The sequence below is a fragment of the Cytobacillus sp. NJ13 genome, assembly GCA_030348385.1.
In the GTDB taxonomy this organism is placed as follows: Bacteria; Bacillota; Bacilli; order Bacillales; family Cytobacillaceae; genus Cytobacillus.
Map to the genome: position 1 here is coordinate 3,685,225 of JAUCFP010000006.1, position 21,220 is coordinate 3,706,444.

25 protein-coding genes are annotated in these 21,220 nt (G+C 44.8%); 17 read left to right on the forward strand and 8 right to left on the reverse strand.

Going from position 1 to position 21,220, the window contains the following annotated elements:
- Window positions 1–72: 72 nt before the first annotated feature.
- Both QUF73_18440 and QUF73_18445 read right to left on the reverse strand, forming a co-directional pair.
- Window positions 73–783, reverse strand: coding sequence for a response regulator transcription factor (locus tag QUF73_18440; GenBank protein MDM5228103.1), 711 nt, complete (start codon window positions 781–783; stop codon window positions 73–75).
- 71 nt (window positions 784–854) lie between these two features.
- A complete protein-coding gene (locus QUF73_18445; GenBank protein ID MDM5228104.1) occupies window positions 855–1,772 on the reverse strand; it encodes a c-type cytochrome in 918 nt (305 codons plus the stop codon).
- A 249-nt stretch (window positions 1,773–2,021) separates the two neighbouring features.
- Here QUF73_18445 and QUF73_18450 point away from each other — a divergent pair, with 249 nt between their 5' ends.
- The 5 genes from QUF73_18450 (at window position 2,022) to QUF73_18470 (ending at window position 5,000) form a co-directional block, all read left to right on the forward strand.
- Window positions 2,022–2,624 carry a molybdenum cofactor guanylyltransferase gene (locus QUF73_18450; protein ID MDM5228105.1) on the forward strand — a complete coding sequence of 201 codons (603 nt, stop codon included), beginning with the start codon at window positions 2,022–2,024 and terminating at the stop codon, window positions 2,622–2,624.
- A gap of 60 nt (window positions 2,625–2,684) precedes the next feature.
- Window positions 2,685–3,149 carry a molybdenum cofactor biosynthesis protein MoaE gene (locus QUF73_18455; protein ID MDM5228106.1) on the forward strand — a complete coding sequence of 155 codons (465 nt, stop codon included), beginning with the start codon at window positions 2,685–2,687 and terminating at the stop codon, window positions 3,147–3,149.
- A complete protein-coding gene (gene moaD / locus QUF73_18460; GenBank protein MDM5228107.1) occupies window positions 3,142–3,372 on the forward strand; it encodes a molybdopterin converting factor subunit 1 in 231 nt (76 codons plus the stop codon). Before QUF73_18455 ends, moaD begins: the two co-directional genes overlap by 8 nt.
- Window positions 3,373–3,400: 28 nt before the next feature.
- Window positions 3,401–4,420: a thiazole biosynthesis adenylyltransferase ThiF gene (locus QUF73_18465; GenBank protein ID MDM5228108.1), complete on the forward strand. Its 1,020-nt coding sequence runs from the start codon at window positions 3,401–3,403 to the stop codon at window positions 4,418–4,420.
- Window positions 4,421–4,601: 181 nt separating this feature from the next.
- Complete coding sequence (locus QUF73_18470; GenBank protein MDM5228109.1) at window positions 4,602–5,000, forward strand: hypothetical protein; 399 nt, start codon at window positions 4,602–4,604, stop codon at window positions 4,998–5,000.
- A gap of 170 nt (window positions 5,001–5,170) precedes the next feature.
- Here the strand turns inward: QUF73_18470 and QUF73_18475 are convergent, their stop codons facing one another.
- Window positions 5,171–5,500, reverse strand: coding sequence for a general stress protein (locus QUF73_18475; protein ID MDM5228110.1), 330 nt, complete (start codon window positions 5,498–5,500; stop codon window positions 5,171–5,173).
- Window positions 5,501–5,683: 183 nt separating this feature from the next.
- Here QUF73_18475 and QUF73_18480 point away from each other — a divergent pair, with 183 nt between their 5' ends.
- The 3 genes from QUF73_18480 (at window position 5,684) to QUF73_18490 (ending at window position 7,519) form a co-directional block, all read left to right on the forward strand.
- A complete protein-coding gene (locus QUF73_18480) occupies window positions 5,684–6,361 on the forward strand; it encodes a uracil-DNA glycosylase (GenBank protein ID MDM5228111.1) in 678 nt (225 codons plus the stop codon).
- Between the two features lie 484 nt (window positions 6,362–6,845).
- A complete protein-coding gene (locus QUF73_18485; protein MDM5228112.1) occupies window positions 6,846–7,121 on the forward strand; it encodes a YwdI family protein in 276 nt (91 codons plus the stop codon).
- A 26-nt stretch (window positions 7,122–7,147) separates the two neighbouring features.
- The gene (locus tag QUF73_18490; GenBank protein MDM5228113.1) at window positions 7,148–7,519 is read left to right on the forward strand and encodes a DUF423 domain-containing protein; all 372 of its coding nucleotides are present in this window, start codon (window positions 7,148–7,150) and stop codon (window positions 7,517–7,519) included.
- A gap of 41 nt (window positions 7,520–7,560) precedes the next feature.
- Here QUF73_18490 and gerQ read toward each other — a convergent pair whose 3' ends face one another.
- The gene (gene gerQ / locus QUF73_18495; protein ID MDM5228114.1) at window positions 7,561–8,067 is read right to left on the reverse strand and encodes a spore coat protein GerQ; all 507 of its coding nucleotides are present in this window, start codon (window positions 8,065–8,067) and stop codon (window positions 7,561–7,563) included.
- A 182-nt stretch (window positions 8,068–8,249) separates the two neighbouring features.
- Window positions 8,250–8,993: a heme-dependent peroxidase gene (locus QUF73_18500; GenBank protein MDM5228115.1), complete on the reverse strand. Its 744-nt coding sequence runs from the start codon at window positions 8,991–8,993 to the stop codon at window positions 8,250–8,252.
- A 385-nt stretch (window positions 8,994–9,378) separates the two neighbouring features.
- Between QUF73_18500 and pta the strand changes: the two genes are divergently transcribed.
- Both pta and QUF73_18510 read left to right on the forward strand, forming a co-directional pair.
- Window positions 9,379–10,356, forward strand: a complete 978-nt coding sequence (gene pta, locus QUF73_18505) for a phosphate acetyltransferase (protein MDM5228116.1) — start codon at window positions 9,379–9,381, stop codon at window positions 10,354–10,356.
- Window positions 10,357–10,563: 207 nt separating this feature from the next.
- Window positions 10,564–11,406: a lipoate--protein ligase family protein gene (locus tag QUF73_18510; GenBank protein ID MDM5228117.1), complete on the forward strand. Its 843-nt coding sequence runs from the start codon at window positions 10,564–10,566 to the stop codon at window positions 11,404–11,406.
- 150 nt (window positions 11,407–11,556) lie between these two features.
- Here the strand turns inward: QUF73_18510 and QUF73_18515 are convergent, their stop codons facing one another.
- Complete coding sequence (locus QUF73_18515; GenBank protein ID MDM5228118.1) at window positions 11,557–12,309, reverse strand: RsfA family transcriptional regulator; 753 nt, start codon at window positions 12,307–12,309, stop codon at window positions 11,557–11,559.
- 379 nt (window positions 12,310–12,688) lie between these two features.
- On the opposite strand from QUF73_18515, the gene QUF73_18520 reads away from it, so the two are divergent.
- The 3 genes from QUF73_18520 to QUF73_18530 all read left to right on the forward strand — a co-directional run bounded on the left by QUF73_18520 (window position 12,689) and on the right by QUF73_18530 (window position 15,066).
- Window positions 12,689–12,913 carry a DUF1450 domain-containing protein gene (locus QUF73_18520; protein ID MDM5228119.1) on the forward strand — a complete coding sequence of 75 codons (225 nt, stop codon included), beginning with the start codon at window positions 12,689–12,691 and terminating at the stop codon, window positions 12,911–12,913.
- 283 nt (window positions 12,914–13,196) lie between these two features.
- Window positions 13,197–14,498 (forward strand): HD domain-containing protein, encoded by a 1,302-nt coding sequence (locus QUF73_18525; GenBank protein MDM5228120.1) that lies wholly within the window; start codon window positions 13,197–13,199, stop codon window positions 14,496–14,498.
- Window positions 14,499–14,556: 58 nt separating this feature from the next.
- Window positions 14,557–15,066: a YwgA family protein gene (locus QUF73_18530; GenBank protein ID MDM5228121.1), complete on the forward strand. Its 510-nt coding sequence runs from the start codon at window positions 14,557–14,559 to the stop codon at window positions 15,064–15,066.
- A 219-nt stretch (window positions 15,067–15,285) separates the two neighbouring features.
- Here QUF73_18530 and QUF73_18535 read toward each other — a convergent pair whose 3' ends face one another.
- Window positions 15,286–15,471, reverse strand: a complete 186-nt coding sequence (locus QUF73_18535; GenBank protein MDM5228122.1) for a 2-hydroxymuconate tautomerase — start codon at window positions 15,469–15,471, stop codon at window positions 15,286–15,288.
- A gap of 179 nt (window positions 15,472–15,650) precedes the next feature.
- On the opposite strand from QUF73_18535, the gene QUF73_18540 reads away from it, so the two are divergent.
- A complete protein-coding gene (locus QUF73_18540) occupies window positions 15,651–16,310 on the forward strand; it encodes a site-2 protease family protein (GenBank protein MDM5228123.1) in 660 nt (219 codons plus the stop codon).
- Window positions 16,311–16,347: 37 nt separating this feature from the next.
- The gene (locus QUF73_18545) at window positions 16,348–16,860 is read left to right on the forward strand and encodes a YwhD family protein (GenBank protein ID MDM5228124.1); all 513 of its coding nucleotides are present in this window, start codon (window positions 16,348–16,350) and stop codon (window positions 16,858–16,860) included.
- Window positions 16,861–17,083: 223 nt separating this feature from the next.
- On the opposite strand, the gene QUF73_18550 is transcribed toward QUF73_18545, so the two are convergent.
- The gene (locus tag QUF73_18550; GenBank protein MDM5228125.1) at window positions 17,084–19,153 is read right to left on the reverse strand and encodes a PBP1A family penicillin-binding protein; all 2,070 of its coding nucleotides are present in this window, start codon (window positions 19,151–19,153) and stop codon (window positions 17,084–17,086) included.
- Window positions 19,154–19,399: 246 nt separating this feature from the next.
- Here QUF73_18550 and speE point away from each other — a divergent pair, with 246 nt between their 5' ends.
- On the forward strand, window positions 19,400–20,227 hold the full coding sequence (speE, locus tag QUF73_18555) for a spermidine synthase (GenBank protein ID MDM5228126.1): 828 nt from the start codon (window positions 19,400–19,402) through the stop codon (window positions 20,225–20,227).
- Window positions 20,228–20,287: 60 nt separating this feature from the next.
- On the forward strand, window positions 20,288–21,166 hold the full coding sequence (gene speB / locus QUF73_18560) for an agmatinase (protein ID MDM5228127.1): 879 nt from the start codon (window positions 20,288–20,290) through the stop codon (window positions 21,164–21,166).
- The last annotated feature ends 54 nt before the right edge of the window (window positions 21,167–21,220 follow it).

The following is a 21,220-nucleotide window of genomic DNA, read 5'->3' on the forward strand; positions in this document are numbered from 1 at the left end:
AAAATATTGATGCGGCTTCAGCACACAGTAAGGCCCGCTTAAAATACCATAGCCAGCTAGCTATACAGCTTTTCAGGAGGTGGCAAATTTATACCCAATGCCTCTGACTGTTTGAATGAAGGGGTATTCCGAATGCTCAGCGATCTTATCTCGGAGATGTTTAATATGGACGTCCACTGTTCTTTCATTAATGGCCTTTTCACCTTTTATATAGATGGTATTAATGATTTGTTCTCTTGAAAGAGCCTGATCTGGATGAGTCATGAATACATAAAGAAGGTTATATTCAAACAGAGTTAAATCAAGAACTCTATCATGGTATTTTGCCAGTCCCTTTATAGGTTTTAATGTAAGGCCTTTATAGCTGATTTTGCTGCATCTGTTGGCTGTTCTTCTTAACACGGCATCAATTCTTACTGTCAGTTCCTCCAGGCTGAAGGGCTTGCCCATATAGTCATCCGCACCCAGCTTCAGCCCGTTAATCCGATCCTGCTCCGACTTGTTGGCTGTAAGCATGATGATGGGCACATTACTATCCAGCTCGCTGCGGAGCCAATGGCAAATTTCTTTACCGCTTATGCCGGGCAGCATGTCATCAAGAATAATAAAGCAGGGATCATGTTTTAAGTATTGCTCTTTTGCTTCATTGCCGTCCGAAGCTTCCAGGACCTCAAATCCTTCCCGTGTTAATGTCATCTTAAGCAGCCTTCTAATTTGTTTTTCGTCATCAACAACCAGGATTGTTTTCCCTTTTAATGGAAGGTTACTCAATGCTATCTCCATCCTTTTTCCTGCTTTTAGTGCTATGTGTATTATATAAGAAAAAAAGCCCGGTTCAAACGGGCTTTTTACAGTTATTCTTTGTCCTTTTTGCCGGCGAGTGTCTCGTATGCAGCATCGTCAGGGGCATCCCCCTTAGGCCAATCATAGATTTTATCTGGGAAATCCGGGCGGTCATGGGAATTGATATAGGCAGCAAGATTCATAGCCTCTTCATCTGTCAGAGATCCCTGGGAATATCCTCCAGCTTCCATTTTAGGCATATACGCCTGAATAAATCCTGCAGCGGTTCTTAGTCTTGCCATACCGGCACCTATATTGTATGAGTTATCTCCCCAAAGAGCCAAGCTGCCAGAATCTCCATTCTCCCCGTGGCAGCTGATGCAGGCTTTATTGTAAAGCTCTCTGCCTGCCTCAATGTCCACATTCTCAATATCCGCCTGGGATCTTTCAAGTTCTGCCCAAGGTCTTTCCGTCGTTCCATCCGGGACATTTTGTGAAATATAATCATAAAAAGCAACCATTGCCTTCATTTCCTGGGAATCCGGCGGAAGAGGCTTGCCGTTCATGCTTCTTTTAAAGCAGCCGTTGATCCGTTCCTCCAGTGAAACTTCTTTGCCTGCTCTTGGGTTGTATTGCGGATATGTTTTTGATATCCCCACAAGATCCAGAGGGGCTTCATAGCCTCCTCCAGCATGGCAGCTTGCACAGCTTAGGACATTCCCTGAGTATCCATCAAGGGCAGTAGCAGTTTCCGTAGCATATTTATAGCCAAGTTTAATTAGTTCTCCTTCATCACCTTCTGGAACCTCGTCCATGCTTGGCGGCGCATAAGGGTGTGTACTTGCTTCATCCGGGACCTCCGTCCCGCTGGATGTTGCAATGTTTTCATTGCTTGTCTTTTCAGAAATGACAAGATAAGTGAAGCCGATACCAAGTAATAGGGAAGAAACAATGGCTAAAACCGAATAGTTGAAAACTTTATTGTTCACGTTGCTGTCTCCCTTCTGCAAAAAAAATTTTTTGCATTTCTGATATACTTTTAGTATAGGAGTGAATTATTAAGATTTGGTTAATAATCTGGTCATAGCCGGCAGAATTATTTGCAGCGACACAATTTTGCCATACTCCTGGAAACAGTGGTGATTTATAAACGAAACCAGTTGGAATAGATGATAAAATAATAGTTAAGGATAGAATGGCTGAAAAGAACCTTTAAGAGCAAAAGTTAGGTGAGAATTATGAGTGCAACAGGCATCATTTTAGCGGGAGGGCATTCAAGCCGGATGGGGGAGAATAAAGCCCTGCTGAAAATAGGCGGCAAAACGGTCATTGATCGCATCGCTGATCAGCTGTCTTCTCTATTGCCCAATGTCATCATCGTAGCCAATAAACAGGAAGATTATCAGTTTCTCGGCCTTCCCCTTGTGAGCGACCGCTGGAAAGAAAAGGGACCACTCGCTGGAATTCATGCCGGCCTGTCTGAATCCAGGACACAAAACAATCTGATTGTGGCTTGCGATATGCCTTTTATATCCGGGGAGCTTGCCAGGATTCTTCTAGGACAGCTGGATCAGCATCAGGCGGCAGTGCCCGAAATAGGAGGGCAGCTTCACCCGCTATTTGCAGCTTACCGAAAGGATGCCTCAACAGCAGCAGAACTTGCTTTGAGCGAAAATAAGCTGCGGATCCGCCAATTTCTGATGGATATCGATAGTAGAATCATAAAGGATAAAGAGCTTGAGAAAATGGGATTTTTATATAGGGACGCTCACTTATTTAACATGAACCGACCTGATGAATACCAGCTGGCACTGAAAATGGCCGAAGAAGCCTTGAAATAGGGACAGTCATTTCCATTCCGGCACAGTCTATGTCAAAATCAAATAAAACGAGGTGATTCCATGAATTTTGAGATTTCTAAGGACCCGATCGATATCCAAAGTGTGATCGATAAAGTGGTGCAGCGGGAAGCGGGAGCGATTACGACCTTTATCGGAACAGTCCGCGAGCTGACCTACGGAAAGAAAACACTATATTTAATATATGAAGCATATGAATCAATGGCTGTGAAAAAAATGGAGCAGATTGGAACCGAGATAAAGGAGCGCTGGAACGGGGCAGAAGTGGCAATTACCCACCGGACAGGCAAGCTGGATATTACCGATGTAGCGGTGGTCATTGCCGTTTCCACTCCACACCGTGCAGATGCTTATGAAGCAAACCGCTATGCGATTGAAAGAATTAAAGAAATTGTGCCGATCTGGAAAAAGGAACATTGGGAAGATGGCGAAGAATGGATCGGCAACCAGCTGGAAACAGTAGCATACCCAAAAGGAAAACCGGAGGCGAAGGATTTAAATGAATAAAATTATGTTTTTTGCCCATTTGCGGGACCGTGTTGGAGAAGAATCTGTGACAAAGGATGTCAGCGGCAAAACAATCTCTGAGCTAAAACAGATGCTTGAGGAAAATTATGAGCTGAAGCTTGATTCAGTCATGGCAGCCGTGAATGAAGAATTTGCTTCAGATGATGAAGTCATTCAGAACGGAGATACAATCGCCTTTATCCCTCCAGTCAGCGGAGGATGATGGCAGCTTCAAGAGAGGAGGGGCCGCATTGTCTGAAAGGTATTCACGCCAGACTTTGTTTCCGCCTATTGGAAAAGAGGGTCAGGATAAAATTCGATCCAAGCATGTGCTGATTGTCGGTGCCGGAGCACTGGGCTCAGGCAATGCGGAATTGATGGCACGTTCAGGTATCGGCAAACTGACGATCATTGACCGGGATTATGTCGAGGAAAGCAATCTGCAGCGCCAGCAGCTTTTTGCAGAAAGCGACGCCTTGGAAAAAATGCCAAAAGCGGCCGCAGCAGTTAAACGGCTAAAACAGATTAATAGCGAGGTCGAAATCCGCTCAATTATTGGCGACGCTACTCCTGAAAAGCTGGAAGAGCTTGCTGAAGGGGTGGATCTGATTCTGGATTCGACCGATAACTTTGAAACCAGGATGGCCATTAATGATATCTCTCAAAAATTTAATATTCCGTGGATTTATGGAGCCTGTGTCGGCAGCTTTGGCATGAGCATGACAATCATTCCGGGTAAAACGCCATGCATGAATTGCTTGTTGAAAAAGATTCCAATCCAGGGGATGACCTGTGACACAGGAGGAATTATTGCCCCAGCTGTGCAAATGGTCGTCGCCCATCAGGCAGCTGAAGCGCTGAAAATTATGGCTGAGGATTGGGAAGCCGTGCGTACTGCTATGGTCAGCTTTGATTTATGGCGAAACCAGTACACAAGCATGAAGGTGTCAAAAGCGAAAGATGAAGGGTGCTTATCATGCGGAACAGAAAGAACGTATCCTTATCTGCAGCCGGAAAACATGATGAAATCCACTGTACTCTGCGGAAGAGATACTGTACAGATTCGCCCGCCAAAGGAGCTGGAGATTGAGTTCACTGAGATCGCCCGGCAGCTGAAATCACTCGGCTACCAGGTGAAAGGCAATCCGTATTTGCTTTCTGTCGAAATGGAGGAGCAGCGGATGGTCCTCTTTAAAGATGGACGCGCCCTTATTCATGGCACAAAGGATTTAGCGCAGGCGAAGTCCATTTATCAGCGGATTATGGGTTAAAGTGAAACTTCAATCAGTGAGGTTTTGTTAGTTGGGGCCCACAGGACGGCGTTTTAAGTATTTTTCCCGCTGTCGGGCCTTTACGGTCAGTAAGAGTCCGATAGAAAACTAGTGCTTTTTCATTATATATAAGCCCCTTCCTTTTTTGTAAAATAAAGACAAAAAACAGAAGAGGTTAACAATGATTACATTCATGTATTTTTTCGGGTATTTGTTTGACCAGCTGCTGGTCAATTTTATAGGGCTGGTGCTGATCCTTTACAGCTTTATCATTCCAGTTACCCCTATGTATAAAACCAAGCGTCCTGCAGATTTAATCGTGCACATAAGCCGGATTCTTTTCGCTATCATTCTCCCATTCCTGAACTTTTTCTACTTTTTATTTAATAGCGGAGACTGGGCTGCAGGGAACGGCATTACAGCGCCGGAGCATTTCAGCACTTTCATTTGGCTTCAGGCTGGTCTGATTGTGCTGCCTGAACTGGTTTTTTTCATCCTGTCAAAAGTCAATATAACCAGAGTCTGGTGGTATGTGCTGTACCCGGTTCTGTTGATTGGGCTTTGGGTTTGGATGTTTTAAGGGCATAAAAAAAGCGATGAAAAATTTTTCATCGCTTTTTCATACTGTCTAGCTCCAGCGCCTACCCCCTCCAGGTCACAAGCCAATCCTCTCAAAAAGGCACAGGACGCCTTTCCGTGAGGCTTGGCTTGTGCTTGTCGGGGGTGAGCAAGGTGCCTCCGCTTTTCAAATTATTTTACTTCGTCTGTGCCGACAATAACTAACTTGCCTTCATCCAATACTTTCTCATATTGTTCGGCTTCTACCGTCGTTAAACCAACAGATTCAAATTTTGAACGAAGCTCATCTCCGCGCTTTTTGAACACGTTGCCGACAGAATCGAATAGACCCTGCTCCTTCATGCCGACTTCGCCTGTATCCGTAGCGTCAGAAAGGTGTTCGGAGCGATCCTTATCATGTGCGAAAATATAGATGTTTTCCTTATTGAATCCCTGGCTTTGCAGCATTCCAATCGTATCAGTAGCCTGTACACCATTTTCTACAACTTCAATTTTATACATATATAACATCCTCCTTAAAAGATTTGCAGATTTATTTAAATGGCAGCATGTCCTGCCGTTATACTAATTACATATCCGTTCTAAAAATTTTTAAACATGTATGCAAGAATGAAAGATTATGCCATGATAACCAATGGGTATTAAGAATAGGACCTTTCAAATAAGAGGAGGGAGAGTTGGCAGATGAAGCGTATCTTAAAAAATGACTGGCAGGAGATTTTGGCAGAGGAATTCGAGAAACCCTATTATCTCCATCTTCGTGAATTATTAAAAAAAGAATATGAGGAGCAAACCATTTATCCGAGGCAGGAGGATATTTTCAATGCTCTCCAATATACAGCTTATAAAGACGTAAAGGCAGTGATATTGGGTCAGGATCCTTATCATGGGCCGGGGCAGGCGCATGGATTAAGCTTTTCGGTTCAGCCTGATGTAAAGCTGCCTCCTTCACTGAAAAATATATTCAAGGAAATGCAGGATGACCTGGGCTTCGAGGTGCCAAACAATGGCTATCTATTAAAATGGGCCCGAGAAGGAGTGCTGCTCTTAAATACCGTTCTGACCGTCCGCAAAGGGCAGGCGCATTCGCATAAGGGGAAGGGATGGGAAACTTTCACCGACACCGTTATACAAAAACTGAATGAGGGGGAAAAGCCCGTTGTTTTTATTTTATGGGGCAAACCGGCTCAGGAAAAAGAAGTGCTGATTGATGCATCTAAACACTATATAATAAAATCGCCGCATCCAAGTCCATTTTCGGCAAGAAAAGGATTCTTTGGCAGCAGGCCATTTTCAAGGACGAATGAGATATTACAAGAGCTTGGGGAAGAGCCCATTGACTGGCAGATTCATGATCTCTGATTCTTTTCGTCATGTTTCACGTGAAACATACCGTTTCGTGTAAGAGAATAAGGGAAGTGCTCGAAATATGCATATTCGAGAAGGGAAAGACAAATGAGTTCAAAGAAAATTGCTTGTTTTAAATGCAAATATTTCTATGTTACATGGGACCGGGTCCACCCAAAAGGCTGCAGGGCTTTTCAGTTTAATCTGTCTAGCCCCAGCGCCTGCCCCCTCGAGGGTCGGGGGTGGGCAAGGCGCTTCCGCTTTTCTTTAAAACCAGGCAGATGCCCTCTCTCAAAGTTTTCCGGGCATCCGGCCATCCGTGTTTGCGTTTTGAAAAGAAAAACTGATAAACTTTATATGGCTGGTAACATTGGCCGGTTTTTTAAAAGAATGTATACATTTTTTGAACTTCGAGAGTTGTCTAGCGGAAGCAGCCTGCACGCTTAAGGGGCAGGGGGGCAAGGCGCTTGCGCTGTTCTTACAGAAAGAGGTGTAGAGAATGAATATCTCTGTTCAAAAGCTTTTAGGGAAGATGGAAAAGGAATTGCTGGAAGCGAAAAGCAGCTCTTCAGACGCCAGAATAAGAGAAAGAGTGCAGGCGATCAAGTCATTATGCGAGCTGGTTTTGGAAGAGTCGGATACAGGAATTGTGTCTGCTGCCGCTTCTATTAGCCATACATACAATGCGCCGCCTCCGGCTCAGCCAGCAGGTCTGCAGCCAAAGAAAATACAGATGGATGATGAGGCAAACGGCGATTCATTGTTCGATTTTTAATAAAACGATAAGAGGTGCAGGGGACTATGAAGCTATTTATTATAATTGGAGCTATTAATGCTTTTTTAGCAGTTGCATTAGGTGCGTTCGGGGCGCATGGACTTGAGGGGAAAGTGGAGCCGAAGTATTTGGAGATATGGAAAACAGGTGTAACCTACCAGATGTTCCACGCAACAGGCCTTTTGATTATTGGCGTCCTGCTTGGCAAATTGCCGGCGACATCTTTATTATCCTGGTCAGGCTGGCTGATGCTGCTTGGCATTATCCTTTTCTCAGGAAGCTTATATGTTTTAACATTAACAAAAATCAGCGTGCTGGGCGCCATCACTCCGCTTGGAGGAGTCTCTTTCCTTGCGGCATGGGTGCTGCTGATCATTGCGGCAGTAAAATATTTATAATTAGGAAAGGAGCTTTGACGTTTGGTCAAAGCTCCTTTTTATTATCTTGGCGAATATTGCACCATTCCAGGTGCGCTGCCAAACGGATATTCATATTCTATTTCTTCATCAAACGTTACATAGTCTAAGTAGATCATTGGAAGGAGGATACGTTGGCCTGTTTGAGGGTCGCTCAGGATTACGTGATCCCGTCCTGCTGCTTCAATGATGCCTTTGAATATTTTGGCGTTCCATTCCGTGTTGTTTTCAAATGTGGCATAAACAGTCGCAAGCTTGCCTTTGTTTAGGCGAAGAATGTTTTCAATGTAGGATTGTTCAAGCGGAAGCATGCCTGGAATAGAAGGAGCAGCTGGAGGGGTGCCCATTCCGGCGCCGGCTCCTGCGCCAGGAAAGGCCCCGCCTGAGGCTGCACCTGGAAACGTTCCGCCTGTAGGCATTGTTTGATATTGCGGCTGTCCCTGATTGTTCTGTCCCATTTGTCCGCTTCCATTGTAAGGTTGCTGCCGGTAATCGTAATAAGGGTATTGACCATAATTTGATTGACTCAATGTTTTCCCTCCTAAAAATAATAATAGCCATTTCTATCCGCATTTTTGCCATGGACTGTCGGAAAGTCCTGCGGGTTGAATTTTAAAATAGAAACTCACTATTTCATTTCTATGTAGGGGCATGTTTTTTTATGACCTCAAGAAAAAGAAAAACTCCCGGCAGAAGCCGGGAGTTTTTAACATTATACGTGAAGAAATTTTTCAACTTTGTCCTCTTCAAGGATGTTGCCAACGAAGAAGGAGCCGAATTCACCGTAGCGGGCACTGACTTCATCGAAGCGCATTTCATAAACAAGCTTTTTAAACTGAAGAACATCATCAGAGAAGAGGGTAACGCCCCATTCGTAATCGTCGAAGCCGACTGAACCTGTGATGATCTGCTTTACCTTTCCTGCATACTGGCGGCCGATCATGCCGTGGCTGCGCATCATATTGCGGCGGTCTTCCATCGGAAGCATGTACCAGTTGTCATTGCCCTGGCGGCGCTTGTCCATCGGATAGAAGCAGACATGCTTCGCTTTCGGAAGCTCAGGGTAAAGGCGTGCCAGGATCTGCGGGTTCTGGTATGGATCTTCTCCTGCCGGCAGGTAGTTGCTCAGCTCGACAACAGAAACATATGAATGAGCAGGAATAGTGAATTCAGCTAATTTTGTTTTGTTGAATTCGTTTTCAATTTCATTCAGTTCTTCCATTGTAGGCCTTAAGATCATCATCATAAAATCGGCTTTTTGGCCGACAATTGTATAAAGGGCATGGCTGCCGTTTTTCTCGCTTTGTGTTGTATTCCACTTGTCCACTAGGGCCATAAATTCGTGGATCGCTGCCTGGCGCTCTTCGCTGGGAGCCATTTTCCACGTTGTCCAATCAACTGTGCGGAAGTCATGTAAACAATACCAGCCATCAAGCGTTACTGCTGCTTCACTCATTATAATCACTCCTAATATGTACTAAAATCTCATCATTACTATAACATAGTTTCTCCAATTAACATGTGTACAAAACTTGAAATGTTGGAATTCAGGCAGGGTGACAGGCACCTATACCAATTTCCTGAACTGGTATAGGTGCCTGTCACCGCAAAATCCCGTTTACAAAGCGGATATTATGGATATCTTAAAAAAGGTATGAAGATGGACTGTCAAAAGGATATTTATTATTGGAAATTTACCGAAAACAAAAACTTTTTGGTTGTAACCGCTAACAGCATGTGAACTCCTTGAAATTATTAGGATGAGGAGTATTCTAAGGGAGTATATAGGAGAATTTCTATTAAAATTGAACGGAAAAATAATTGCCGTAGGAGGAATTAGCATGAGTGACTTATTCACAGTATTGAAAGAAAAAGTAACAGGACAGAATTTAAGAATCGTTTTTCCGGAAGGACAGGATGAGCGCATTTTAGCGGCTGCGGGCAGATTGGCTGCAGAAAAAATCGTCACTCCGATCCTTGTTGGAAACATTGCAGAAATTGAAGCGAAAGCAAAGGACATGGATATCAGCCTGGATTCAGCTGAAATTTATGATCCAAATAACTTTTTAATGATGGATGAGCTTGTGGCTGCATTTGTTGAAAGACGCAAAGGCAAAGCGACAGAAGAAGATGCGCGCAGGATCCTTCTTGATGAAAACTATTTTGGAACCATGCTGGTCTATGCGAACAAAGCAGACGGCCTTGTGAGCGGTGCAGCCCATTCAACAGCTGACACAGTGCGCCCGGCTCTTCAAATCATTAAAACAAAAGAAGGCGTGCGCAAAACATCCGGTGTATTCATTATGGTCCGTGACGATGAGAAATATGTTTTTGCCGATTGTGCCATTAACATTTCACCTGACAGCCAGGACCTGGCAGAAATTGCGATTGAAAGCGCGAAGACAGCCAGAATGTTCGATATCGAACCGCGTGTGGCCATGCTGAGCTTCTCAACAAAGGGCTCTGCCAAGTCACCTGAAACGGAAAAAGTTTCGGCGGCCCTTGAAGCGGCTAAGGTTCGCGATCCGCTATTGATCATCGACGGGGAATTCCAATTTGATGCGGCATTCGTTCCATCTGTAGCTGAGAAAAAAGCTCCGGATTCACCAATCCAGGGTGATGCAAATGTATTTGTTTTCCCTAGCCTGGAAGCCGGCAACATCGGCTACAAAATTGCACAGCGCCTAGGGAACTTCGAAGCAGTGGGGCCAATCCTTCAAGGCTTGAACCGTCCGGTTAATGATCTGTCCCGCGGCTGCAGCGAGGAAGACGTTTATAAGCTTGCTTTAATTACTGCAGCTCAAGCATTACATCAATAATACAGCAGTTTAGAAGCCGGTCCCTTGCGACTGGCTTTTTTGCTATAATGTATCTGGATATGGGCCTTTGGCCGATAAAGGCTTGAGATAGGCCGATAAAGCAATAGTTTAGGCCGATAAACTAGCTGATTTGGCCGTTAAATGCATACGAAATAGATAAATTCTGCCGATTGACTGGAAATATCGGCAAAAGGGGATCAAATGAAAATGAATTCGCTACAAGATTTGCTGTTTCAGGAAGAATGGAGGGTCATTGACCAATCTGCTGCGGGCATCCATTTAAATGCCCTGCACTCATTCGGAATGGATGATACGCTTTGTGCTTCTGTCGGTTCCGGTGCAGCGCCTGCGACCGCGAGGACATGGGTTCACCATAATACGATTGTGCTTGGAATCCAGGATACGAAACTTCCTTTTTTAACTGAAGGCATCCATTTTCTAAAGAGCCAGGGATATGAAGTGATCGTTAGAAATTCCGGCGGTCTTGCCGTTGTCCTGGATCAAGGGGTCCTGAATATTTCGCTGATTTTTCCCGAAAGTGAAAAGGGAATTGATATAAACCGCGGCTATGATGCCATGTGGCTGCTCATTCGGGAGATGTTTTCCGATTTTCATAAAGAAATAGAGGCACGGGAAATTGTCGGCTCCTATTGCCCGGGAAGCTATGATTTAAGTATCGGGGGACAGAAGTTTGCCGGCATTTCGCAAAGGCGCCTGCGCAATGGCGTGGCAGTTCAGATTTATCTGTGCGTGGATGGCAGCGGAAGTGAGCGGGCCGATTTGATTGGCAAATTCTATTCTCTTGCTAAAAGAGAAGAACAAACGAAGTTTCAGTACCCTGAAATTCAGCCGGCTGTTATGGCATCCTTGTCGGAATTGCTGGGGACAGAGCTGACGGCTCAGGATGTGATGCTCCGCTTTTTGCAGTCATTGAAAAAGAAAGCGGGCCGCCTTTATGCAGGTCAGCTGACAAATGAGGAAGCGGGCCTGTTTGAAGCCTATTACCGCCGTGTGATGGAACGGAATGAGAAAGTGCTTGGCAGCGAATAAATAAAAGAAGAGCCGCAGTCATGATCGATCTGCGGCCCTCCTTGAAAGGAATTGCTGCCATTTTCTCCTGCTCCCGCTCCGGGAACACCTTTTTTGTTTTGGAATTTTCAGCGCCTGAATCCCTAGTGGGCAAGGCGCTTCCGCTTTTCTTTATTCAGCTACTCTCTCCAAATTGCCGTTGCGGTCCATTTTAAACTTGGATGCCGGCCTTTCTTCTTCATCAAACAGAACAAAATTGCGGGCTCTGTTCATAATTTTCATCAGTGTCTCGTAATCTTCCTGAATTGTTACCGTATTCTGCTCCAATTCGCCGATTTTGCTCTCAAGCACTTCATTCCGGCTTCTTAGATCTGCATTTTCGCGCTTCAATCTTTCATTCTCATTCTTTAGTATATCAAGCTGAATGCCTGAATGATTCAATGTTTGCAAGTATGCGATAACGGTATCCATATCCAGCTGTGCAGGCGCAGTATAAACCGGCTCTGAGTAGGTGTAGGATGAGACCGTTTCTGTTTGGGCATGCACTTCATCCTCTGTGCGCTCCTCGTAAAAATCTGCCGGTGACGGCGGTACGATTGCACTTGCCTTAATTGGCGCTGCTTCAACATCCTGCATAGTTGGGACTGGCGGAGAGTATAAGAGTTTCTTTTTGCCGCCCTGATCCTTTCCTAGCATTCTTTGTCTCTGCTTGCGCTGTTTTTTTGCTAACTGAAGCGCTTTTTCATACTGGTGTCTCACCACAGCGTTCCAGCGGAATCCGCATGCTGCAGAGGTGCGGTTAAGCTTGTCCCCAACTTCCTCAAAAGCGTTTAACTGAGTGCTGCCTTCCCTCACATGCCGCAAAACGGTTTCTGCCAGCAATAAATCGTTTTCATCTGTCCAAGCGTCCTGACGTACTTTCATGTAACCTCAACTCCCTAAATTATTACTTTTTGCTGTTGCCTTAGTTAAAGGATGGACAAACTTGGCAGATTTTATACAAAGGTGATTAAAAGGATAGTAGATTTTTTAAAAATTTTATTTTTCGCTAGATACGTATGGCGGTTTTGTGAAGATTACTAAGATTCACCACCCAAGTTAATGATTACAGCTTGCAATAGGGCTGGATAAGTTTTAAAATAGCCTGTAGCAGTTGGCAGGGCAGTCCTTTTATCTGAATAGGAATGCCGTGCAGCGGACATGCTTTAACGAAGAAGATGACCAGGCGCGTAATGCGCCGTGAATGCTCCCGCAATTGTGGGGGCGCAATATAAAAGATTGACCGCAGAAAGGGTTGTAATAAATGGCAAACGAATTTCGTGTTTGCGACGATTGTCAGGCTGTAAATCTGAAGACATTGATACCGCGATTAAAAGAAATAGATCCTGAAGCAAAAATTGATGTCGGCTGCCAGTCCTATTGCGGGCCAGGCCGCAAAAAAACATTTGCTTTCGTCAATAACCGTCCCCTTGCCGCACTGACGGAAGAGGAATTGATGGAGAAAATTAATAAAAAGCTGAAAAAATAAAGATCACCCTGACTCCTGTCCTGAGGTGATTTTATTTTTTGCCTGAGTTTATCATTGAGCCCCGATTGGTAAATAGATTTAGGAGGCAATTTTCGATTTTAGAAAAGTCGAAAAATATTTACGGGGCAGATGATTGCTGTATCACGGTTTCTGTCGAACAGCCCTGAAAAACAGAGAATTTTGTGATGAATTGACACCGATATCGGGATATAATAGGTATACGCCAGAAATTGGGAACAACAGGTTTGGACAGTGTGGACACAGGAAAAGCGGAGGGTACGGAATGGCATATTCAGCGGAAAAGTTAAGTGAGGAAAAAGTATTTAAAGATCCCGTTCATCGCTACATACACGTCAGGGACAGAGTGATCTGGGATTTAATCGGAACCAAAGAGTTTCAGCGTCTTAGAAGAATTAAGCAGCTCGGGACAACTTATTTAACCTTCCATGGTGCTGAGCATAGCCGCTTTAACCACTCGCTCGGAGTTTACGAGATTGTGCGGCGCATATCCGATGATGTCTTTTTGGGCAGGCCGGAATGGGATGAAGAAGACCGTATTCTGACCTTATGCGCGGCACTTCTCCACGATTTGGGACACGGCCCGTTCTCACACTCCTTCGAAAAAGTATTTGATCTCGATCATGAACATTATACTAGGGCGATCATTCTCGGCGATACCGAGGTCCATCAGGTGCTCACAAGGGTAAGTGACGATTTTCCTCAAAAAGTGGCAGATGTGATTGCCAAAACTTCTAAAAATAAACTGGTCGTCAGCCTGATTTCCAGCCAGATTGATGCGGATCGGATGGATTATCTGCAGAGGGATGCTTATTTTACCGGTGTCAGCTATGGCCACTTTGACATGGAGCGGATCCTGCGTGTCATGAGGCCGCGGGAAGACCAGGTCGTGATCAAGCAGAGCGGGATGCATGCCGTTGAAGATTACATCATGAGCCGGTATCAGATGTATTGGCAGGTGTATTTCCACCCGGTTACCCGCAGTGCAGAGGTGATCCTGACCAAAATCCTGCATCGCGCGAAAGATTTGCATGAACAGAAATACACGTTTAAGTATGATCCAATTCATTTTTATTCTTTATTCAATGGAGAGATCACTCTTGAGGATTATATAAAGCTCGATGAAGCTATTATTCTTTATTATTTTCAGATGTGGCAGGAGGAAGAAGATCCGATACTGAAAGATCTCTGCTGCCGCTTTATGGACCGGAATTTATATAAATATGTGGAATTCGACCCGGCGAAAGAGTACAAGAAGCTGGCGGAGCTGTCGACTTTGTTCAAAAAAGCAGGCATCGATCCGGAATATTACCTGGTCGTCGATTCTTCATCTGATTTGCCATATGATTTTTACCGTCCGGGCGAGGAAGAAGAAAGATTGCCGATCCACCTGCTGCTGAAAAATGGGGATATCCGCGAACTTTCCCGTGAATCGGAGATCGTAGATGCCATTTCCGGGAAACGACGCACTGACCATAAGCTGTACTATCCGGCTGATTTTATTGCAGACGACAGCAAAAAGCCAAACATAAAAAAACAAATTAGAACGCTGCTGGAAATCGATTAAGACTACATAATTGGTTTTCTATAGATACGGGAAAAAACGGAGTAGGAGATGAAGACCTTTGTTAAAGGATCACGCCAAACTAATGCACGCCATTGCAGTCTCTGAAGAAATCGTGGGACGGAAAAAGCTGCAGAAAATGATTTATATCGCCAAAAACATCGCATTTCCCTTTCAGGAAAGATTTCAATTTCACTTTTACGGGCCATATTCGGAAGAATTGACACTAAGGGTTGAAGAACTCTGCAACATGGGATTCTTAAACGAAGTAAAGGAAAAAAAGGGCGGCTATTATCAATATCGATACACCCTCACTGAACCCGGCAAGGAATTTTTGGATATAAATGAAGTCGACATGCCCAGCCTGCAGGACTGCCTGCTCGATATGAACGGCCAGAATGCCAGATTCCTTGAACTCGTCTCGACGGTCCTTTATTTTAATGACCTGCCAAAAGAAGAAGTGAAAGAAAAAGTCTTTACCCTAAAAAGCAAACAGCGCTACACAGATGATGAAGTGGAACAGGCGTATCAATATATTAGAAGCTTAAGAGAAAAAGCCGGGCTGCATTAAGCGCCTGGCTTTTCTTATGTCTGCTTCGCGCAGCCAAAATACCTGGAAAAGTCTATCCGCACATAAATCTGAGCTATCCGCACATAAATTTTTTTATGCGCAAGTAAGATCGTGCTATGCGCACATATAAAATTTTATCCGCATATAAAAAGCTTCTGGATGAAAAAATCCATAGAAAAAAGCAGTTTCCGTATGGAAAACTGCCCTTTTTAATAAATTCTACTGATCACTTAAGCGTTTTCCGCCGACAGCATAGTGGTTTTTGGACATTTCTTCGATAAATACGACGATTTTATCTTCAGGTGCTCCAGTCGTTTCGCTTACTGCAGCTGTTACTTTTTCCGCGAGCGCTTTTTTCTGTTCTTCAGTGCGTCCTTCAAGCATTTTAACGGTTACGTATGGCATTTCTTTTCCTCCTCACTATGTATGCTTGTATTTTTCCACTTTTTCTCGCAATGTGCAAGTCTGATTCCCTTTGACCAGGCGTTCATGTATACTTTTAGGTAAATAGCATCGTCTTTTCCTACATAGTATGTATAAATAAAGCCTAGCTTTACAGCCGGCAGGAGAGGGAGTTTTGGCATTTGGAACAATTTTTGGCGTTTTCTCTCAGGGAGATTCCCTATGTTGCGGTAACGTTGATGATCGCCTTTACGGTCCATGAATTTGCCCATGCCTATGTGGCTTATAAGTTTGGAGATCCCACTGCAAAAAATCAGGGCAGATTAACCCTAAATCCCATGCAGCATCTGGACCCGATTGGAACAATCCTGATTTTTATTGCCGGATTTGGATGGGCCAGGCCTGTACCGGTCAACCGGTTCTTTTTCAAAAATCCGATGCTTGCCGGGATTTCTGTCTCAATTGCCGGACCGATATCCAACCTGGTGATGGCTGTCCTGGGCTTTTTTATCTGGTATTCCCTTGCCGGTACAGGACTCGCAGCTTCGTTTCCAGCGTTTGTGGCAGATTTCCTGAATATCTTTATTCAGCTTAATTTAGTGCTGTTTGTTTTCAACCTGCTGCCATTTCCGCCGCTTGATGGCTATAGAATTATTGAGGATCTGGCACCAGCCCATATTCGCCCGAAAATGACTCAGTTTGAGGCATATGGCTCTGTGATTTTCCTTATCCTTGTCATTACACCGTTGGATCAATACACCATCCAGCCGATTTTTAACACCGTATTGCCGGTGCTGGCGAGCGGCCTAAATGATTTTTTCTATGAAATATTTATGACATAATAATAAGAGCCTAATATTTGCTTAGGAGGACTTGAAGATGGAAGAAAAAAAGAAAAAGAAAGTCGATTTTAATATAATCAAGAGCGACCCGACTGAAGGACATGGCGGTTTTGGGGTCGGGACTCTGAGCCTTGATAATGTGACACCGGTTATTATTGATGTGGATGCCGGGGAGGCGTCTATTGAAGTGGGCGCTATGCATGCGCGCAGCCCTGTTGAAAAAGGCATCAAGTTTTTGAAAAGCAAAGAGGAGGTGCCAAACGGGAAGCCGTACTGGCTGATTTGGGTCACCATTGACCGCAAAGAGGGCGGCGCTTATTATGCAGGTGTTACTGCATGTGAGATGACGGTCGACAGAGAAATCCGCCGGGGCTACAAATCGCTGCCGGAGCATGTGAACCGTATGGATAAATCGATTAAAAGACATATCATTGTGGATCATATGGACGAGAAATCTAAAAAAGTGCTGACAGATTTCCTGAAAAATCATGACGCTGGCATGTGGGAAAGATCGGCGGAACAGCTAAAAACAGATTTACAAGCCATTTAGAAAAAAAGTCTAATTTTGTGACGAAATTGTGACATTTTTTTGACTTGATTTTCTAACTACTTGTACAATTCCAATAAAAAAAGTAAACTATTTAACAGTGTGAAGGCACAATATAGCACTAGGACACGAAAAACCCCGGGATTCGGACCCCGGGGTTTTTCATTTTTATTAAAGCGGCAGGCACCTATACCAGTTTTACAAGTGGTATAGGTGCCTGTCACCGTTACGAAGCCCACCGAAACAGTTTCTTATACCAAGGTGTCTCAGGCTTCTTTTTCGGCTGCTCCGTTTTATTCTCTTCTTTATGGCTCAAGTGGTCTGTACAGTATTCCGCAGGTTCTGTGCCTTCTGCGAAGTAGGTTAGGCGCTTGACCGGGCAGTTTTCCCCGGCAATTTTCCCGTTGGCTGGGTCAATGTAGACGCCGACTGTATCTTTGGGCGCTTTGAATTCCTTGGCCGGCTTTCCTTTATGGGCTTCCTCCATAAACCGGATCCAAATGTTTTTGGCATACGTTTTATCAACGGTTTTTGTAATGACCTGGCCTTTGTCATAGCCGGTCCATACCGCTGTGACAAGCTGTGGTGTAAAGCCGGCCATCCAGCTGTCTGTTTCGGTTGAACCGGACTTGCCGGCATACGGGCGGGTCATATCGTTGATGACTGTGCTTCCCGTTACCTGGGCATAGCCGTTCAGCTTCCGGTCAAAAATGCCTGTCATCATATGGGTCATGACGAAAGCAAGGTCCGGCTTCAGAATCTTCATCTGGAAAGGCTCCTGCTCGTAAATGACTTCGCCTTTATGGTTTTCTACACGCTTAATAAGTACTGGCGAGACCTTTTTCCCTCCATTGGCAAACATGCTGTAGGCGTTCGCAAGCTCAATGACCCTCATGCCGGATGTGCCGAGTGCAAGGGACGGTACCTTCGCCATTTTAGAGGTAATGCCAAATTTCTTGGCTGTATTAACAAGTGTCTCTTCTCCTAAAAATAAATGGGTCTTCACCGCATAGACATTGTCCGATAGTGCAAGGGCCTGGGCCATGGTGATCTCGTCATCCGCATACTTGCTGTTGAAGTTATGCGGTGTGTAGTCTGGCGTGCCGTCTTCAAAGCGGAATGTCGTCTGTTCGCTTCGAATCGGAGTGGAGGGGGTGAAGCCCTGCTCCAATGCCGCGTAATAGAGAAGCGGCTTTATCGTCGATCCGGGCTGCCTGACTGCCTGGACTGCCCGGTTAAAAGGACTTTCCTCATAATCACGTCCGCCAATCATCGCTTTCACATAGCCGTTTTTCGGATTCATGGCAACGACACCGACCTGAATCTCCGAGTCTTTTGAAATAAGCTTATCTATTGTTTCTTCCGCGATTTCCTGTTCCTTCAGATCCAAAGTGGTATAAACCTTCAATCCGCCCAATTCAATGGTCCGGTCATCCAGCTTCAGCTGTGTTTTAAGAGCATTGCGGACTGCATCCTGAAAATACGGGGCTGTTTTCGCTCTAGGGTGCATGTGCTCACCAACCAGCTCAAGCTCTTCCGCCGCCGCGAAATCTGCTTCTTTTTGGCTGACAAGTCCGTTCTTCACCATCGTCTGCAGAATCACTTTCTGACGCTGATCCGCTTTTTCTGCAGATGCGAATGGAGAGTAGATGCCAGGACCCTTAGGGATGCCGGATAAAATCGAAGCCTCAGCCAATGACAGCTCACTTGCATCCTTCCCGAAATAGAACTGGCTTGCTGCCTGCGCGCCGTAAGCTCCATTGCCGTAATAAATCGTATTTAAATAGCCTTCAAGGATTTCCTTTTTCGTATAATTCATCTCAAGCCTGATGGTATAAAAAGCCTCAAGCAATTTCCGCTTCCAGGTTTTTTCATGTTCAAGAAACAGGTTGCGGGCATACTGCTGGCTGATGGTGCTGGCGCCCTGAACTTTGGCCATTGCCTTTATATCTGCGAGGGCGGCACCGGCGATCCTTTTATAATCAAATCCATTGTGCTCGAAAAAATTCTTATCCTCTATCGAGACCGTCGCATCAATTAAATGCGGACTGATGTCATCAAGTGGTGCCCAATAGCGCTTTTGGCCGTTGTGGCTTTCTCCGATAACCGTGCCATCATCCGAGAAAAATAAAGTCGATTGCGGAACGGCGAGCGGCGGCGGCCCCAGGATTTTGGCATATACCAGAATGCCTCCGATTATCACTGCGGCTAAAGCCATTCCTATTAAGCTAATAATGAGAACCGCACGCAAATATTTCATCGTTTTCCGGAAACGCTGATCCGTCATTAATTCCAAATTTGACACCCCCTGTTTCTTTCTAAAAGTAAAATAAACATAAGTACATATCTTCAGTATTGAAAAAACAGGGCGTTTTTAAACATCTTTCTCTACTAATGAGAGAAATTTTTCTTGCAATTTTGCTAGATTCATCTATACTTTTTTTGTGTTTGTTATTTGCATGTTAGGGAAGTATAAAAGGTGAAATGCTTTTTGCTGCTCTTTAGTGATAATTCATTTTTTTTTGGAAGGAATGATTAAAGAATGGGACTTTGGTTTACAGAGAAACAAACGGAGAACTTTGGCATTACGATGAAGGTGAAGCGTACTTTACATACAGAACAGACAGAATTCCAGAAGCTTGATATGGTGGAAACAGAAGAGTGGGGCAATATGCTTCTTCTTGATGACATGGTTATGACTTCAATCAAGGATGAGTTTGTTTACCATGAGATGGTTGCGCACATTCCTTTGTTCACGCATCCAAACCCTGAAAACGTTCTTGTCGTTGGCGGCGGTGACGGCGGCGTCATCCGCGAAGTCCTTAAGCATCCAAGCGTGAAAAAGGCGACTCTTGTGGATATCGATGGAAAGGTTATTGAGTACTCAAAAAAATTCCTTCCTGAGATTGCAGGCAAGCTTGATGACCCTCGCGTTGATGTACAGGTAGGCGATGGCTTCATGCACATTGCCGAAAGCGAAAATGAATATGACGTAATCATGGTTGACTCAACTGAGCCGGTAGGACCTGCGGTAAATCTATTCACAAAAGGCTTCTATGCTGGAATCTCTAAAGCCTTAAAAGAAGACGGCATCTTTGTGGCCCAGTCTGACAACCCTTGGTTCAAAGCGGACCTTATCCGCAACGTACAGCGCGATGTGAAAGAAATTTTCCCAATCACTCGTCTTTACACTGCGAATATCCCTACTTACCCAAGCGGCATGTGGGCGTTCACAATCGGATCTAAAAAATACGATCCATTAGAAGTAAGCGAAGATCGCTTCCATGAGATCGAAACAAAATACTATACTAAAGAATTGCATAAAGCGGCATTTGTATTGCCAAAATTTGTTGCAGACTTAGTGAAGTAATGGACAGGCTGCTTTCTAAAGCGGCCTTCTTGAATACATAAAAAGTGAGGGATGACCTTGGTGCGTTTTGATGAAGCCTATTCAGGCAATGTGTTTATTAAAAGCCATCCTAGTTATGAGGAAAGTGAAGCGGTCATTTATGGAATGCCGATGGACTGGACGGTCAGCTATCGTCCGGGCTCCCGTTTCGGCCCTGCCCGCATCCGGGAAGTATCCATCGGGCTTGAAGAGTACAGCCCATACCTGGACCGCGAGCTTGAAGAGGTAAAATATTATGATGCCGGCGATATTCCGCTGCCATTCGGAAATCCGCAAAAAAGCATCGATATGATTGAGGAGTTTATCGATCAGCTTCTGGCGGAGGATAAATTCCCGCTTGGCATGGGCGGAGAACATTTGGTTTCCTGGCCTGTCATCAAAGCGATGTACAAAAAATATCCGGATTTAGTGATTATCCACATGGACGCCCATACGGATCTTCGTGTGGATTATGAAGGGGAGCCATTATCCCATTCAACGCCAATCCGCAAAGCAGCTGATTTAATTGGACCTGGCAATGTCTATTCTTTTGGCATCCGTTCCGGCATGAAAGAAGAATTCCAGTGGGCGAAGGAAGTTGGCATGCACATTTCAAAATTCGAAGTGCACAAGCCATTGAAAGACATCCTTCCTAAGCTTGCAGGACGTCCGGTCTATGTAACGATTGATATTGATGTTCTGGACCCTGCCCACGCGCCGGGAACAGGCACAGTCGACGCAGGCGGCATCACTTCAAGAGAGCTTCTTGCTTCTATTCATGAAATTGCCCATTCAGATGTTAAAGTCGTTGGGGCTGACCTTGTCGAGGTTGCGCCAATCTATGATCACTCTGAACAAACAGCCAATACAGCAAGCAAACTGATCCGAGAAATGATTCTTGGATGGGTAAATAAAAAATAAACGGGGACCTCGGTCTCCGTTTTTTTCGTCTGCCCGCTCCTTGCACTTTCCCCG